18 protein-coding genes are annotated in these 16238 nt (G+C 57.3%); 12 read left to right on the top strand and 6 right to left on the bottom strand.

What is annotated here, in order from left to right; translation table 11 throughout:
• Positions 1-11 precede the first annotated feature (11 nt).
• The 4 genes from hflK (at position 12) to KO499_RS12185 (ending at position 4815) form a co-directional block, all read left to right on the top strand.
• Positions 12-1199 carry an FtsH protease activity modulator HflK gene (gene hflK, locus KO499_RS12200; RefSeq protein WP_215984034.1) on the top strand — a complete coding sequence of 396 codons (1188 nt, stop codon included), beginning with the start codon at positions 12-14 and terminating at the stop codon, positions 1197-1199.
• 2 nt (positions 1200-1201) lie between these two features.
• Positions 1202-2077, top strand: coding sequence for a protease modulator HflC (gene hflC, locus KO499_RS12195; protein WP_215984033.1), 876 nt, complete (start codon positions 1202-1204; stop codon positions 2075-2077).
• Between the two features lie 177 nt (positions 2078-2254).
• Positions 2255-3436, top strand: a complete 1182-nt coding sequence (locus KO499_RS12190) for an ATP phosphoribosyltransferase regulatory subunit (protein ID WP_215984032.1) — start codon at positions 2255-2257, stop codon at positions 3434-3436.
• 83 nt (positions 3437-3519) lie between these two features.
• Positions 3520-4815: an adenylosuccinate synthase gene (locus KO499_RS12185; RefSeq protein WP_215984031.1), complete on the top strand. Its 1296-nt coding sequence runs from the start codon at positions 3520-3522 to the stop codon at positions 4813-4815.
• A 53-nt stretch (positions 4816-4868) separates the two neighbouring features.
• On the opposite strand, the gene cmoB is transcribed toward KO499_RS12185, so the two are convergent.
• From cmoB to KO499_RS12160, 5 genes are read right to left on the bottom strand one after another with little or no spacing between them, the layout of a single operon-like run.
• The gene (gene cmoB, locus KO499_RS12180; protein WP_215984030.1) at positions 4869-5861 is read right to left on the bottom strand and encodes a tRNA 5-methoxyuridine(34)/uridine 5-oxyacetic acid(34) synthase CmoB; all 993 of its coding nucleotides are present in this window, start codon (positions 5859-5861) and stop codon (positions 4869-4871) included.
• A gap of 2 nt (positions 5862-5863) precedes the next feature.
• Complete coding sequence (gene cmoA, locus KO499_RS12175) at positions 5864-6637, bottom strand: carboxy-S-adenosyl-L-methionine synthase CmoA (RefSeq protein WP_215984029.1); 774 nt, start codon at positions 6635-6637, stop codon at positions 5864-5866.
• The gene (locus KO499_RS12170; RefSeq protein ID WP_215984028.1) at positions 6630-6998 is read right to left on the bottom strand and encodes a kinase; all 369 of its coding nucleotides are present in this window, start codon (positions 6996-6998) and stop codon (positions 6630-6632) included. Before KO499_RS12170 ends, cmoA begins: the two co-directional genes overlap by 8 nt.
• Before the next feature lie 35 nt (positions 6999-7033).
• Complete coding sequence (locus tag KO499_RS12165) at positions 7034-8050, bottom strand: serine/threonine protein kinase (RefSeq protein ID WP_215984027.1); 1017 nt, start codon at positions 8048-8050, stop codon at positions 7034-7036.
• A gap of 11 nt (positions 8051-8061) precedes the next feature.
• Entirely contained in the window at positions 8062-8487 is a 426-nt protein-coding gene (locus tag KO499_RS12160; RefSeq protein WP_228339929.1) for a hypothetical protein, read from the bottom strand.
• Positions 8488-8597: 110 nt separating this feature from the next.
• On the opposite strand from KO499_RS12160, the gene KO499_RS12155 reads away from it, so the two are divergent.
• The gene (locus tag KO499_RS12155) at positions 8598-9746 is read left to right on the top strand and encodes an NAD(P)/FAD-dependent oxidoreductase (protein ID WP_215984026.1); all 1149 of its coding nucleotides are present in this window, start codon (positions 8598-8600) and stop codon (positions 9744-9746) included.
• Here the strand turns inward: KO499_RS12155 and KO499_RS12150 are convergent.
• The gene (locus KO499_RS12150; RefSeq protein ID WP_228339928.1) at positions 9743-10264 is read right to left on the bottom strand and encodes a ComF family protein; all 522 of its coding nucleotides are present in this window, start codon (positions 10262-10264) and stop codon (positions 9743-9745) included. The two genes, KO499_RS12155 and KO499_RS12150, sit on opposite strands and share 4 nt — an antisense overlap.
• Positions 10265-10527: 263 nt before the next feature.
• Here KO499_RS12150 and bioB point away from each other — a divergent pair, with 263 nt between their 5' ends.
• From bioB to KO499_RS12115, 7 genes are read left to right on the top strand one after another with little or no spacing between them, the layout of a single operon-like run.
• The gene (bioB, locus tag KO499_RS12145; protein WP_215984025.1) at positions 10528-11586 is read left to right on the top strand and encodes a biotin synthase BioB; all 1059 of its coding nucleotides are present in this window, start codon (positions 10528-10530) and stop codon (positions 11584-11586) included.
• Between the two features lie 24 nt (positions 11587-11610).
• Positions 11611-12786: an 8-amino-7-oxononanoate synthase gene (bioF, locus tag KO499_RS12140; protein WP_215984024.1), complete on the top strand. Its 1176-nt coding sequence runs from the start codon at positions 11611-11613 to the stop codon at positions 12784-12786.
• Positions 12783-13535: a carboxylesterase gene (locus KO499_RS12135; RefSeq protein ID WP_215984023.1), complete on the top strand. Its 753-nt coding sequence runs from the start codon at positions 12783-12785 to the stop codon at positions 13533-13535. The genes bioF and KO499_RS12135 overlap by 4 nt, the downstream gene beginning before the upstream one ends.
• Positions 13526-14353: a malonyl-ACP O-methyltransferase BioC gene (bioC, locus tag KO499_RS12130; protein ID WP_215984022.1), complete on the top strand. Its 828-nt coding sequence runs from the start codon at positions 13526-13528 to the stop codon at positions 14351-14353. Before KO499_RS12135 ends, bioC begins: the two co-directional genes overlap by 10 nt.
• Positions 14354-14375: 22 nt before the next feature.
• Entirely contained in the window at positions 14376-15068 is a 693-nt protein-coding gene (bioD, locus tag KO499_RS12125) for a dethiobiotin synthase (protein ID WP_215984021.1), read from the top strand.
• A 51-nt stretch (positions 15069-15119) separates the two neighbouring features.
• On the top strand, positions 15120-15365 hold the full coding sequence (locus tag KO499_RS12120) for a flagellar biosynthesis protein FlgE (RefSeq protein ID WP_215984020.1): 246 nt from the start codon (positions 15120-15122) through the stop codon (positions 15363-15365).
• Positions 15366-15387: 22 nt separating this feature from the next.
• A complete protein-coding gene (locus tag KO499_RS12115; protein ID WP_215984019.1) occupies positions 15388-16056 on the top strand; it encodes a putative metalloprotease CJM1_0395 family protein in 669 nt (222 codons plus the stop codon).
• Positions 16057-16238 lie beyond the last annotated feature (182 nt).

Raw genomic sequence — 16238 nt, 5'->3', positions numbered from 1 at the left:
CGGAGAGCACTATGGCCTGGAACGAACCGGGTGGAAACCGTAACGACAATGACCCCTGGGGTACCGGTGGTGGTCGACGCGGCAATGATCAGGGGCCGCCAGACCTCGATGAGGCGCTGAAGAAGGGTCTCGACAAGCTCAACAAGATGCTGGGCGGCAAAGGTAAAAAGTCCGGCGGCAGTGGTGGCAATAGCGGTGGAAGCGCTGGCGGCTTCGGGGCAATCCTCGCGCTGGCAGCGATTCTGGTGGTTGGCTATGTCATTTTTCAGTCGTTTTATACCGTGGATGAGCAGGAACGAGCGGTTGTTCTCCGTTTTGGTGAATACCACCAGACCGAGAATCCCGGCCTGAGGTTCAAGGTGCCACTGATTGATAATGTCACCAAAGTTCGTGTGACCAATGTGCGTACTGCCGAGTCCAGTGGCCAGATGCTGACGCAGGATGAAAACCTGGTGACAGTAGATCTGCAGGTTCAGTATCGCGTTGGCGATGCAGAGGCTTACGTGCTTAACGTGCGTGACTCAAACCAGGCACTGGCTTTCGCGACGGATAGTGCCATTCGTCACGAGGTTGGCAGCTCAACGCTGGACGATGTACTAACAGAAGGCCGTGCGGAACTTGCGGTGCGGGTTGAGCAGCGTCTGCAAAACTTCCTTCGGGAATATGGTACCGGCCTCGAACTGGTTCGGGTCAACGTTGAGAGTACTCAGCCGCCACCTGCAGTACAGGATGCATTCCGTGAAGTTCAGCGGGCACGTGAGGACGAACAGCGGGTTAAGGAAGAAGCCGAAACCTATCGCAACAGGATCGTACCTGAAGCCCGTGGTGAGGCTCAGAGGATGATCGAAGAAGCCAACGCCTATAAGGAAGAGGTTATCGAGCGGGCTCGTGGTGAAACCTCGCGTTTCCTGGAGTTGCTGGCGGTATACCAGATGGCTCCGACAGTTACTCGTGAACGCATGTACCTGCAGACGGTCGAAACGGTGCTGGCGAACAGTAGCAAGATCCTGGTGGATACGCAGAGCAGTGGCAACATGATGTACCTGCCGCTTGACCGGCTGACCCAGGGCTCCCAGCCCCGTGCCGGCGGATCCTCTTCCGGAAGCAACCAGGGCAGTGTGGACATTCAGACCCTGACTGATCAGGTTCTTCAGGAACTGCGAGCCAGACAGGATACTACCGTTCGGAGGAGCAGATAATTATGGGACCTAAAGGTGTAGTGGGCCTTGCAGGCGCCCTTATCGTTGTCCTGCTGGTGCTGTCCAGTGTGTATATCATTCCGGAAACGCATCGCGGTGTGTTGTTAAGGTTTGGTGAGCTGGTTGAAACCGACATCCAGGCCGGTATCCATTTCAAGGTTCCGGTTATCGATCAGGTTCGTGAGTTCGATATCCGTGTTTTGACCATGGATCTGCCGTCCCGGCAGTATCTGACCGTGGAAAAGAAGCCTCTGGATGTGGATTCTTACATTGCCTGGAAAATCCGGGATGTAGATCAGTTCTACCGGGCAACCGGGGGTGATGAGTTCCGCGCACAATCCCTGCTCTCATCCCGTGTCGACAACGGGCTGCGTGACGAGTTTGGTATTCGGACCATGGTTGAAGTGGTTTCCGGTCAGCGGGATGAGCTTATGCACACCCTTCGGGACCGTGTGAACCAGACGGCGCAGAGTGAGTTCGGCATCGAGGTCCTGGACATTCGGGTCAAGGCGATCGAATTCCCCGGCCAGGTCAGCGAAAACGTATATCGCCGGATGGCTACAGAGCGCGAGAAACTGGCTCAGGAATTCCGTTCCCGTGGGCGCGAGTTGGCTGAAGGTATCCGTGCAGACGCAGACCGCCAGAGAACCGTTGTTCTCGCAGAAGCGTTTGCCCAGTCTGAAGAAACCCGGGGTGAAGGTGACGGTGAAGCAGCCAGAATATACGCCGATGCCTATGGCTCGAATGAGGAATTCTACAGCTTTTACCGAAGCCTTCAGGCTTACCGCAATACCTTTGCGAGCAAGGATGACATCATGGTGATTGATTCCGACAGTGCGTTCATGAAATTCCTGAACGACCCGCAGGGTGCCCGCTAACGCTGCAGGCTGAGACCAAAAAACCGGAATACATCCGTATTCCGGTTTTTTTGTGCTCCCCAACCGTGTAAAATTCTGGCGGTTTTGTGTCGGGCTTTTTGGCCGAACGTCACCCTAAATCCTGTGTGATCCCCTGGCCGCCTGCGCCGGAGTGGATATAACGGACAACGGAATCTCATGACAGTATCTGATCGCTGGTTACTGCCAGACGGGGTAGAGGATATTCTGCCTCCACTGGCCGGACGGATCGAATCCCTGCGCCGGGATGTAATGGATACCTGCCAGCGCTGGGGCTACCAGCTGGTAATCCCTCCGCTCATCGAATATCTCGAATCCCTGTTTACCGGTACCGGGCATGATCTGGAGCTGCAGACCTTCAAACTGACCGATCAGCTGACCGGCAGAATGATGGGGGTCCGTGCAGACATGACCCCCCAGGCAGCCCGTATTGATGCCCATACACTGGGTCATGAAGGTATTACCCGTCTGTGTTATGCCGGGCACGTGTTGCATACGCGTCCGCGACACATGCTGACCGGCCGTACGCCCATTCAGGCTGGCTGCGAACTGTTTGGCAGTGCGTCTGAAGCGGCGGACATGGAAGTGATCAGTCTGATGCTGGAAGCCCTCAAGGTGGCCGGCTTGCCGAGAATTCATCTGGATCTGGCGCATGTGTCTATCTACGAAAGCCTGATAGGCGACGCGGACTTTGATCGTGATACCGAAGCCGCTATTTTTGATGCCATGGCCCGTAAGTCGGTACCTGAGCTCGACGAGCTCCTGGGTGATTGTCCAGCGGGTTCTGCCGGCGCTCGCTTGCGGGAGCTTGCTCGTGTCAGTGGTGGCCCGGAAGCGCTGAACGAGGCCCGCCGGATCCTGCAAGGAGCCTCCGATAGCCTGGATGCCGCTTTAGATCAGCTCGGGCGCGTGTCTGACATGCTTGGCCGGGATTATCCGGATATCAGTTTCGGGTTCGATTTCTGTGAGTTGCGAGGCTACAACTATCACACCGGGTTGGTGTTTGCGGCCTATGTTCCGGGTCATGGAGATGCTGTTGCCAAGGGCGGTCGCTACGACGCTATTGGAAGTGATTTTGGCCGGGCTCGCCCGGCAACCGGTTTCACCCTCGATATCCGGGCGCTGGTATCCCTCGGGATCAGGGCCGTGCGTGAAGCTGGCGCCGTTTGGGCGCCGGCAGATGACGATCCTGCTCTGGATGGCGTGATTTCGGGTTTGAGAATGACAGAAACGGTTGTCAGGGCTCTGCCTGAAGACGACGGCATAAATCCGGCCGTCAAAGGGTGTGATCGGGCGCTGGTAAAACAGGGCGGCCAGTGGGTCGTGCAGAAGCTGGGCTGATGTCTTCAGGGCTTCGGTGAATTCTATTTACGGTAAACTTGCGAAACGCCTGCCCCTCGGGGTAGCCGCATTGAGAGAGAATCATGGGTAAAAACGTTGTTGTGCTGGGCACCCAATGGGGTGATGAAGGCAAGGGTAAGATTGTTGATCTGCTGACCGATAAGGTCGCGGCGGTAGTTCGCTTCCAGGGCGGGCATAATGCCGGCCATACCCTGGTTATCGACGGCAAGAAAACGGCTCTGCATCTGATCCCATCCGGTATTCTCCGTCAGCACGTTTATTGCCTCATCGGTAATGGTGTTGTGCTGTCTCCTGAAGCGCTGCTCAAGGAAGTGCGTGAGCTGGAAGCCAATGGTGTTGCGGTTCGCGATCGTCTCCGCATCAGCCTGGCATGCCCGATTATTCTGCGCACCCATGTCCGCATTGATCAGGCCAGGGAAAGAGCCCGTGGCGTCGACAAGATCGGCACCACCGGTCGTGGTATCGGGCCGGCATACGAAGACAAGGTATCGCGTCGCGGTCTTCGCCTGGGTGATCTGTGTAACCCGGCGGACTTCGAAGCCAAGCTGCGCGAAATCATGTCATATCACAACTTCATCCTGACCGACTATTTCAAGGAAGAAGCCGAAGACATCGATGCGGCTCTGGCAGAGCTGAAGCAGATGGGCGAGGAAATCCTGCCGATGGCTGCGGACGTGACAGATATGCTGCACGACTTCCGCAAGCGCGGCGAGAACATTCTGTTCGAGGGTGCCCAGGGCTCTCTGCTGGATATCGATCTCGGTACCTACCCGTACGTCACTTCTTCCAACACGACCGCTGGCGGCACTGCCACAGGTTCTGGTTTCGGGCCCTTGTTCCTGGATTACGTGCTGGGAATTACCAAGGCTTACACCACCCGTGTTGGTTCGGGCCCATTCCCCACCGAGCTCTTTGATGACATGGGTGACCACCTGGCCGTCAAGGGCAACGAGGTTGGTACGACGACCGGTCGCTCTCGTCGCTGTGGCTGGTTCGATGCCGTCGCCCTGCGTCACGCCATTCAGATCAACAGCGTGTCTGGCATCTGTCTGACCAAGCTGGACGTTCTCGACGGACTGGAAACTGTGAAAGTGTGCGTGGGTTATAAGACCCTGAATGGAGAGATTTTCCGTCCGCCTATCGGCTGTGACAGCTACAAGGATATCGAGCCGATCTACGAGGAATTGCCCGGTTGGAGTGAAAGCACCGTGGGCCTGACCAGCGTGGACCAGTTGCCAGAGAATGCCAAGGGCTATATCCGTTTCCTTGAGGAGCAGATTGAAGCGCCAATCGACATCATTTCAACTGGCCCGGACCGTATTGAAACCGTAACGCTTAGGCATCCGTTCGGCGAGTAATCGCCAACGAACTGAAAACCGCCCTGCCTTAAGGCACGGCGGTTTTTTTAGGCTCAGGGTTTTTCCGCAATCACGGTTGCCCGAAGGGGCCCCGGGTAACCTTCGACGGTTTTGGAAGGGTTATCCGGATCCAGGAAATCCTGCAGAGAGTTGAAGCGCATCCAGTCAGTGCTGCGCTGTTCTTCGGTTGTCGTTGTGGTCACGTCGACAACGCGGGCATTGCGAAAGCCGGTGCGGTCCAGCCAGCGTAGCAACGTGTCACAGCTGGGCAGGAACCAGACATTGCGCATCTGACCGTAACGATCTTCGGGCATCAGGCTGTAACCCTCTGGACCATCGACCACCAGGGTTTCCAGGACCAGTTCACCTCCTTTGCGAAGCGTACCCTTGAGATCAAGGAGATGATCAAGCGGCGAGCGCCGGTGGTAAAGCACCCCCATGGAAAACGTGGTGTCGAAGGTTTCCAGATCGGCCGGTAAATCCTCCATCCGGATCGGTAGCAAATCGACGGGGATATCGCCCAGGTAGTCCTTAACGCTGAGGAACTGGAACAGAAACAGTAGCCCCGGATCGATACCGATGACCCGTTTGGCCCCCCCGGCATGCATTCGCCAGCAGTGGTAACCAGAGCCGCAACCGACGTCCAGAATACGACGGCCGGACAGATCTGAGAGGTAGGGGGACACCCGATCCCATTTCCAGTCAGAGCGCCATTCGGTATCAATGTAGGTGCCGAAGAAATCGAAGGGCCCTTTTCGCCAGGGCATCAGCCCACGCAAGCCCTGTTCCAGTTGTTTCTGTTGTTCTGAAGTCAGCGCCTGCGAGGATTCGAGCGTTACCGCTGAAGAGTCCAGGTGGCCTTCTATACTGCCAAGGTCGGGCAATTGGGAAAGTGCTGTTTGCCAGCGCGTGAGGTCGCCATGGGGGCGCTCTTCAAAGCGTCGGATCAGTTGCTGTTGCAGCAGCGCAGCCCAGTCTTCCAGGCCGTCGTCAGAAAGGGTATTGATCAGCGGCCCGAATCGGGCTTTCCAGTCAAAATCTGCCATAGTCATTCGGTGCTTTGGTCGGCCTTGATGGCGAGCATGGAAACGAAATTGAAGCACTGATACCAGACCACAACCTGCTCAAATCCGGCCGCCAGCAGCCTGGCCTTGTGAGCGGCCAGGGTTTCGGGAATCAGAACCTGTTCAATGGCGGTGCGTTTCTGGCTGATCTCAAGATCGGAGTAGCCGTTGGCTCGCTTGAATTCGTGGTGCAGTCGGGTCTGGATGGCCTGTTCGGTTGCGGACTCAAACCGGATTTTCTCTGACAGGATCAGAACACCGCCGGGCAAGGTTGCGTCAGCGATTCGGCTAAGCAGACCCGCCCGCTTATCCGGATCGACAAACTGAAGGGTGAAATTCAGTGTGGTGACAGAGGCATTGCCAAGCTCGGTATCCAGCAGATCCTCGCAGCGGAGGGTAACGGGAAGCGTATTATCATCCAGAGCAATATAATGCTCACAACGTTCAATCATCGCGCTGGAGTTATCCACGCCAATCAGAGTGCAATCAGGTTGGGAAATGCCGTGACGCATTGCCAGGGTTGAGGCGCCCAGGGAACAGCCCAGGTCGTAACAGCGGGATCCGGGTTGGGCGTATTGCTCGGTGATCACCTCGATCATCGGGATGATCGTGGTGTAGCCCGGCACCGAACGGCGAATCATGTCCGGGAAGACCCTTGCCACAGAAGCGTCAAACCGGAAGTCCTCTGGTCGTCGCTCTGTGGCAAACAGCCGGTCAGTGACCTGCTCGGGCGCGCTCGGCCTGCGAGGTTTAGTCATTGCTGTCCGTTGCCTCCGATGGTTGCGGTGCCGAGGGCGCTGTTGGTGAAGGACGGGCGCAACGAACGCCCCGGTTCTTGTAGTCCACCAGGATGCCGCGGAAGGAAGGGTCCACATCGGCAGCAATGGCCAGGTAGCCATTTTCACAGACAGCGTGCAATTCTGACGCTTTGCGAGACATCCGGAAGGTCTCTCCGTCGGTGACATGGATGGCCTTGAAATCTCCGACCGGGACATGGTCCTTGTGGTCTGTGTGACTGATCCTGCCACTCGTCTCAAGCACAAGCACGGTGCCGATAATGGCAGCCAGCGCGGTAACGATCAGACTTCGGACGCTGTAACGGGCCTCACTCTGGCTCATGAATACCTCATATCAATAACATGGTTGAATTGTGATCAGTATTGCCCGGGCACCGTAATGGCGGGTGACTGCAGGGCTGATAATTGTTCCCGGAGCGAGAGAATCTGGTCGGACCAGAATCTTGGCTGGGCGAACCAGGGAAAGAAGCGTGGAAACGCAGGGTCATCCCAGCGCTTTGCCAGCCAGGCGCAATGGGCAATCTGCCGGTAGCACCGTAACGGTTCGATCAGGTGACGTTCCCGGCGGTTAAATTCGCGGAACATTTCGTAGCCTTCCAGCAGTTCGCCCAGCTGGGCGCCTCGTTCGAAGTCGTCCCCGTTAAGCAGCAACCACATATCCTGAATGGCGGGGCCTGAACGACAATCGTCCATGTCCACGAACAGCATTTGCTCTTCCCGGCACAGGATATTACCTGCATGACAATCGCCGTGAAGACGAATGGTCTCTGTTGCACCAGCCTCGTCGACACGGGCGGCGCAGAGTGTCTGCAGGTCTGGTATCAGGCTGTCCCAGGCCGGCCTGAGATCCATTGGTATCCAGTCGCCCTCCACCAGGAGCCGGTTGCTGGATTCAATACCCTCGAGCAATGCCATGCCTGACCGGTGGGCGAACGGTTTGCGCGCGCCAATATTGTGAATCTGTCCCAGCCACTGACCCAGACGGTAGAGAGTGTCGGTCACGCTGGTATCGGGCGCCTGGCCTCCGCGTTGCGGAAACACTGCGAACAGGAAGTCGCCATGGTGTCCCAGGGTATCGCCGGATGCCAGCTTGATTGGTGCCACAACCGGTATGTCCGCCTGCAGAAGTTCCAGGGTGAAGGCATGCTCCTCCCGGATTTCTGCCTCGCTCCAGCGACCCGGTCGATAAAACTTGGTAATGACCGGGGAGCCTTCGTCCAGTCCTACCTGATAGACCCGGTTTTCATAGCTGTTCAGTGCGAACAGTCTTCCGCTCACCGCAAAACCGGCGTCCTCCATTGCGTCCAGAATGGTATCGGGCGTCAGGGAGTCATAGGGGTGGGTGGAGGCCGAAAGTGATGGTTCATGGGTCATAAAGGAGCGTTTCAGAGCCTTGTGTCGTATTTGGATTTCATAGCTTGCAGATGGTACCAGTTTTCATCAAGTTCCCATCGGATGCGGCCGATGTCAGAGGCTTCAAGAACAACATCTCCAGCGCGGGCCTGAACCTGTGCCAGCTCACGTTCTGCGCGTTGCCAGTCCCGATGGCCGTCTCCCAGAGTGCGCATGCTCGGAAATACGGCGGTCAGGGCCCTGTGGGTGGAGATGGTGTGGGATCGCAGTGAGCTCATAATGGCGGTGTCACCTTCCACTCTGAGCACCCGGTGTTTGTAGGGGTAGCTTGCAACCACATCGTCCGCTTTCAGGCGCTCATTCAGGCTGATTACCTCGAAACCACGCCAGCCGAGCCAGCTGACAAACAGGGCCGCCACCACCATTACCAGAACAAACTGCTTTCTGTCAGACATCATAGGTCGGGTTCCATGCGCTACTTTCCGGAAGCAAGTATAACCGGTATGGGCTCTTGAGTAATACGCTCCGCCTTCATGGGCAGGTTTTCGCAGGAACAGAGGGATGGGGTATGCTCAGTGCCTTGTCATCTGAGCAGGGGCAAGTGTCGGTGTCGACTGAGGTCTTTGAAGCACAAACCGTTGTGATTGGCGCCGGTGTTATTGGGCTTGCCATTGCGCGCGCGCTTGCGAAATCCGGTCAGGAGGTGATCGTCCTGGAAGGGGCTGGCCGGTTTGGTGAGGGTATATCTTCGCGCAATAGCGAAGTCATCCATGGGGGTATCTATTACCCGGAAAGGTCCCTCAAGGCGGAGTTGTGCGTTGAAGGCCGGCAGCAGCTGTACCACTATTGCCAGACTCACAAGGTAGATCACCGGAAATGCGGCAAATGGATTGTGGCGGTTAACGAAGCGCAGGGTTCCAGGCTCCAGGACATCCAGATGGCCGCTGACAGAAACGGCGTCGTGCTGTCACTGTATGAAGGACGCAGGATTGCGCCAGAGATTCCGGAGATACGTGCCAGTTCAGCGCTCTGGTCTCCGGAAACGGGTATTATTGACAGTCACGGGCTGATGCTCTCACTGCTGGGCGAACTCCAGGATGCCGGGGGTGAACTTGTGCTTCGGTCACCGGTGGTGGCTGCTGAATCGGATTGCCAGCGACACCTTCTGCATGTGGGAGGTGATAACCCGCTAATACTGACCGCCCAAAATGTCATCAATGCCGCGGGCCTTGGTGCGATCCCCCTCGCCAACGTATGGGCGGGCCTGCCCGGGGACTGCCGGCCGCAGCAATGGTTCGCTCGAGGTGTCTACTTCAGTTACAGCGGCCGTTGTCCCTTCAAAAGCCTGATCTACCCGATTCCTGAACCGGGTGGTCTCGGGGTTCACCTTACGCTCGACCTTGCCGGTCAGGCCCGCTTTGGCCCGGACGTGGAATGGATTGACCATGAGGACTACACCGTCGATTCAAACCGCCTGGCTACCTTTGTCAGAGGCATCCGCCAGTGGTGGCCCGGTCTTGAGCAGGCTCGACTTCAGCCCGCCTATGCTGGCATCCGGCCAAAGCTGTCCGGACCTGAAGGCGGCTTTTCGGATTTCCGGATTGACGGCCCGGAAGACCATGGATTGCCGGGACTGGTTAACCTGTTTGGTATTGAATCGCCGGGACTAACGTCCTGTCTGGCCATTGCCGATCGTGTGAAAGCGATGTTGGTTTAACCGGGCGTTCGTGCCAGCGCCCAAACCTGGATCTCCCGAGCTCCGGCCTCACGCAAGGCAGAGGCCAGAACCCGTGCTGTAGCCCCTGTCGTCACCACGTCATCCACAATAGCTACCCGCTCAGGCACTGCTGAAGTAACCTCGAACACCCCGCGAAGATTGAGCAGCCGGGCTTCCCGGTTCAACGTCCGCTGAGACCGCACCCGGCGAACTCGTCGAGCCAGACCCGTGGCCACGGGTATGTTGAGGTCCCCGCCAATCGTTTCGGCAATGTCCTGAGCCTGATTGAATCCTCGCTGCCATCGTCGTAGTGGATCCATGGGAGCGGGTACCAGTACCTCCGGTACGGCAACGGTGCCGTCGTGCAGTGCGTTTTCAAGAAGGTTGGTGAAATCCGCGATCAACGGCCGCCCGAACTTGCGTTGGCCGTTGTACTTGTAACGGCTAATCATGCCGTCCAGCGGATATTGGTATCGCCAGGGAATGAAGGAAGAGCTGAAGGCAGGAGGGTGCTTCAAACATTCCCCGCAGATCAGTTCCGAAGATGCAAATGCCAGAGGCAGGGCACAACAACGACAGGACCAGCGATTGACGGGCAAATCATCCCTACAAGGCTGGCACAACCCGTTGAACGCATTCGGAGAGAGGCAGGCGACACACAGTCCGCCGCACTTGATGCTGTTAACCTTTTTCTCCATGAAGGTTGACAGCCGGTTCAGTCCCTTTATCATCTGATTCATCCGTAAACCCAGAGACCGGGAAAGGTTAACAGGACTTTTACATGACCGCTACAGAACTCCGTCACGACTGGACACTGCAAGAAGCTCGCGCGCTTTTCGAGCTCCCCTTTAACGACCTTCTGTTCCGTGCCCAGAGTGTGCATCGGCAGCACTTCGATCCCAATGAAGTTCAGGTGAGTACTCTGCTTTCGATCAAGACCGGCGCCTGTCCGGAAGATTGCAAGTATTGCCCCCAGAGCGGCCACTACAACACCGGACTTGAGAAAGAAAAGCTGTTGGAAATTGAAAAGGTGGTAGCAGAAGCCCGGGCTGCGAAGCACAAAGGTGCATCCAGGTTCTGCATGGGGGCTGCCTGGCGCAGCCCTTCGAAGAAGGATATGCCTTACGTGCTGGACATGGTGAAGCAGGTGAAGTCTCTCGGGCTTGAGACCTGTATGACCCTTGGCATGCTCAAGGAAGAACAGGCGGTTGAGCTGGCCGACGCCGGGTTGGATTACTACAACCATAACCTGGACACCTCCGAGAAGTATTACAGTCATATCATTACCACCCGTACCTACCAGGACCGTCTGGATACCCTCGACAATGTTCGCAAGGCGGGTATGAAGGTTTGCTGCGGCGGCATCATGGGAATGGGTGAAGACGAGGATGACCGGGTTGGTCTGCTGGTCCAGTTGGCGAACCTGCCCCATCACCCTGAGAGTGTGCCGGTGAATATGCTGGTGAAGGTGAAAGGCACGCCCATGGAAGATGTGGCGGATCTGGATCCATTCGAATTTGTCCGGATTATTGCGGTGGCGCGGATCCTGATGCCGGCTTCCCACGTTCGCCTGTCGGCGGGCCGGGAGAATATGAATGAGCAGATGCAGGCCCTGTGTTTCATGGCCGGTGCCAATTCCATCTTCTACGGCGAGAAGCTGCTGACCACGGCGAATCCGGAGGCGGATGCCGATATGCTCCTGTTCAAGCGCCTGGGAATACGGCCCGAGCAGCGGGAGCAGTGTGCTTCTGAGGCACAGGAAGAGGAGGCGATTGCGGAAGCGGTGGAGTACGAGGCGACTCGCCATATGTTCTATGACGCTACTCGGGAATCTGCCTGAATCATTGGACTGCGGGGAAGCGTTGTGCGGGACTTTGCCCTTGAGCTCGAAGAGCGTAAACAGGCCGGCCTTTACCGGACTCGTCGGCAGATAACTGGCCCTCAACAGCCTCTTTTGATGGCTGACGGCAAGCCGCTGTTGTCGTTTTGCAGCAACGATTATCTCGGTCTTGCCAATCATTCCGCCAATCTTGATGCACTGCGGAATGCACTGCCGACTACCGGCCTCGGGGGCGCCGCCTCCCATCTGATCTGCGGTCACCACGATGCCCATCATCAATTGGAGACTCGCCTGGCGCAGTTCACCGGGCGTCATGCGGCGCTGTTTTTCTCTACCGGCTATATGGCCAATATGGGGGTTATTTCGGCGTTCGCCGGGCGAGGCGATACAATTTTTTCGGATCGGCTTAACCATGCGTCCATTATTGATGGTTGTATTCTGAGTCGTGCACGGGTCAGACGCTATGCCCACGGGGATGTGGCGGCGCTGGAAGCGATGCTTGGGGAAACCTCCGGGCACAAGCTGGTGGTGACCGATGGTGTGTTCAGCATGGACGGCGATATCGCGCCGTTGGTTGAGCTGGCTCGGGTCTGTCGTATCCATGACGCCTTGCTGGTGGTGGATGATGCTCATGGGGTCGGCGTTCTGGGTCCTCAGGGGCGGGGCAGTGTGGCTGAAGCGGGGTTGTCCGAGGAGGATGTGCCGGTACTGATTGGTACCCTGGGCAAGGCGGTTGGCACCAGTGGTGCGTTTGTGGCTGGGCCATCGATGTTGATGGAGTACCTGGTTCAGAAGGCCAGAACCTATATCTACACCACGGCAATGCCGCCGGCGTTGGCAATGGCAACGATTTCCAGTCTCGACCTTATTGAGCGGGACGCTGGCCGTCGTGATCATGTACTGGCCCTGGTTTCCCGATTTCGGCGGGAGGCTTCCGCGATGGGGTATGCACTGATGCCTTCACGGACGCCGATTCAACCGATCATGATTGGCGATAATCGCAGCGCACTGGCACTGAGTCAGGCGCTGGAGGATCGGGGGGTGCTGGTTTCGGCGATTCGACCGCCTACGGTTCCCCCGGGCGAGGCGCGTTTGCGGGTAACGTTCAGTGCCGCACATTCGATGGAAGATCTCGATTGCCTGCTGGGCGCCTTGTCCGAGTGTCGTGATCTGGTTACAGGTAAGGACATGGCAATATGAACTCGGGAAAGGTCTGCCCGCGTCTGGTGGTGGTCTCAGGCTGGGGCGTGCGCGCAGAAATGCTGTCGGCGCTCTTTGAATACTGGCCAGGAGACGTGGTGCCTGTGTCGCTGGATGATGACTTGTTGGCCCGTTGTCACTCCCTGTCAGAAGTGACGGACGAGCTGTTGTCGCTCTATCCTGAGCCGTCGGTCTGGATGGGCTGGTCTTTGGGCAGCCAGGTTGTGATGGAAGCGGCTGCGCGGGGAACCGGAGCCGTATCCAGCGTTATAACACTGGGTGGCTTTCCAAAATTCATTGCGGATAACAGCTGGTCCAGCGGTATGACGCCGCGCGAATTTCGGGCGTTCGCCCTTGGTATTCATCGGGATTCTCGGCGTTACTGGTTGCATTTCCTGCTGTTGATGATTAACGGTGCTGCGAAGGAAGGGGCGGAGCGGCAAAGCCTCAAGGCGTGGCTGGAATATGGAACCCCGGTGTCTCACGACTACCTCTGCAAGAGCCTGTTGTGGCTGGAAACCGTTGACCAGAGAGCACTATGGCGTTCACTCACTACTCCGGCTCTGCATGTGATGGGTGAGTGCGATATTGTGGTCAGGTCTCGGGGGGCTGATCTTGCGCTTCCGGCTTCAAGTCATCATGCAGTGGTTCCTGGCATGGCCCATTGGCCAGGTGGCTGCTTTGCTTCGGACTGCTGGGACGCTATACAGGCTTTCCTGGGCTCGCAAAAGGCCGGTTTATGCGTGTAGTCAGTGGCTTGCCGGGCGGGTCGGCCGGCATCTCCCAGACTCTCAAGTCGGATATTGCCCGGAGTTTTGGCGTCGCCAGCAGTACCTATGACAGGGCCTCCAGATTGCAGCGCTTCATGGGCGATACCATGCTCCAGAGATGCCCGTTTGTGGATGATCAGCCGCTTGATGCCAGAATACTGGACCTTGGTTGCGGCACCGGCTGGTTTACCCGCAAGTTTGCCGATCCTGCAAAGAGTGAGGGGGTAAGCGGGCTCGATCTGTCACCGGGGATGTTGGAGCAGGCCAGGCGGCAGGGGCCGAAGGGAGTCAGCTGGATTGCGGGCGATGCCGAACACCTGCCGTTGTCCGACAATAGCCATGATCAGGTGTTCAGCAACCTGATGATTCAGTGGTGTGATGATCCCTGTGCTGTACTTCGGGAATGCCGGCGGATCCTGCGTCCAGATGGATGTCTCATGATGTCTACACTCCTCGATGGCACGCTGCGTGAACTTAAAGCTGCCTGGGAGGCAGCGGACCCTGACCACCAGCATGTGAATCGGTTTGAGACCGGCTTTGCATGGCAAACCAAAGTGCATGCCGAATTGCCGGATGCAGTTATCGAAACCCGGACAATACGGCTTCGCTATCAATCGCCGATGGCGCTGGCTGGTGAGCTTCGTCAATTGGGGGCCGGGTTTCGGGGCGCTGGCAGGCGACGGGCCGTTACTGCGCCTGGGCGGGTCCGGTTGATGGACAGTCAGTATCCCAGAGAGCCGGATGGCACTATCATGGCTAGCTACGAGGCAGCCTGGATCTACTGGCAGAAACAATAGGACTCCCTGACAGGACTCAATAATGGCCAAGCAATCTTTTTTTGTCACCGGCACGGACACAGGTGTTGGTAAAACCCTGGTGTCTGCAGCCATCCTTCATGCGGCCAGGGCCATGGGAAAACATACCCTGGCAATGAAACCGATTGCGTCGGGGTGTTCTCGGACATCCGACGGACTGCGCAACGAAGATGCCCTGATATTGCAGAACGCAATGACGGAACCACTGGCGTACGAGCTGATTAATCCAGTAGCACTGGAGCCGGCCATTGCTCCTCACGTGGCGGCTGAGCAGGCTGGGCGCCACATTACCTCTGATCGCCTTGTCGGGTTCTGCCGTGGATTGCAGTTTCGACCGGCAGATCTGTTACTGGTCGAAGGTGCCGGAGGTTGGCGAGTCCCCCTGAACGACCGGGAAACCTACGCAGAATTTTCTCGTCAGCTGTCCATGCCGGTTATCCTGGTGGTCTCACTGCGTCTGGGTTGCATCAATCATGCTCTGCTGACTGCCGAAGCGATCAGGGGTGACGGGTTGCGCGTGGCGGGGTGGGTTGCTAACCGCACAGGGCCCGAGCCTATGAGTTGTGAGCAGGAAACCCTGAATTACCTGATCAACCACATGGGGACGCATTGTCTGGGTATTCTGCCCTGGCTGGAGGATGCGCGTCCCGAGATGTTGGCGGGTTATCTGAATATTGATGCGCTGTTTGAAAAATGACCAGATGTGTGGCTTAATTGACTCAATCTATGGTCTTCGGGCAGCGTAGTTATGATCAATAACACCCTAGCGGTTGGTATTCAGGGTATACAGGACGGCATGGTCGGCATGGAAAGTGCCGCCCGGAAGATTGCCCGTGGGGGCGTCGATGGTGCCCAGGGAACTGCGGAAGGTGCTGGCGGGCTCATTGAACCTATGATTGACCTCAAGCTGTATGAGCGCAGTGTTGAAGCGTCGGCGCAAGTGGTAAAAGCGGCTGACGAGACACTGGGAACGCTTCTGGATATCGTCGTCTGATTACTGAAAGGGTGCCGTATTCGTGCTTTCCTTTCTCCCTTCCGTTCTTCCATCTTTCTCCGGAACCTCTGCTCAGGCAAATGTTGCGCCCAACGCCGGGACATCCGACTCGGCAACGGCTGAACCCGGGACGCCTTCTTCTGGGGGAGAGCCCAAAGGGACGTCAGCGAGAGCTGAGCCTGTCCGAGACACCTCTGAATCCAGGTCTGCCAGCCAGGGCTCCGATAATTTCCAGGGCCTGTCTGATCAAGAGCTCGAGCAACTTACCGAACTGAAAGCCCGTGACCGTGAAGTCCGTGCGCATGAAGCTACGCACCAGGCCGTCGGTGGCCAGTACGCAGGTGCGGTGTCTTTCACCTACCAGAGAGGCCCGGACGGCGCGCAGTATGCGGTAGGTGGTGAAGTATCCATTGATCTTTCGCCCGTTCAGGGGGATCCCCAGGCAACCATCGAGAAGATGCGTATCGTCCGGGCGGCGGCGATGGCGCCGGCGGAGCCGTCAGGACAGGATCGGGCTGTCGCGGCCGAGGCGATGCAGATCCTGCTTCAGGCGCAGTCGGAGCTTGCGGTTGAATCCGGATCTTCGTCATCGGCTGCAAGTGATACCTACCGTGACGTTTCAGCCATGGGCGAAGACGATCCAGATGGTGACGAAAATCGTGCCACATCCTTCACGCCGGTGTCCGTCTGATTCCTCTCAGATCTCCCTATAAATATCCTGCAGTTACCTCGCGCTGAAACAGAATACGCACTCTGATGGCGCGTGATCCGGCCACAGTCCGCAACACAAATTTTGCATCCGGCTATTGACAATTCTGTGCCTGTAAACGTATGTTTCAAACAAGTGTTTAATTAAGGCTGCAGCGCAACGCG

Source organism: Marinobacter sp. F3R08 (genome assembly GCF_018860425.1).
Classification (GTDB): domain Bacteria; phylum Pseudomonadota; class Gammaproteobacteria; order Pseudomonadales; family Oleiphilaceae; genus Marinobacter.
Note: the sequence above shows the minus strand (reverse complement) of the source record. Positions and strands in the feature narration are given on the sequence as shown.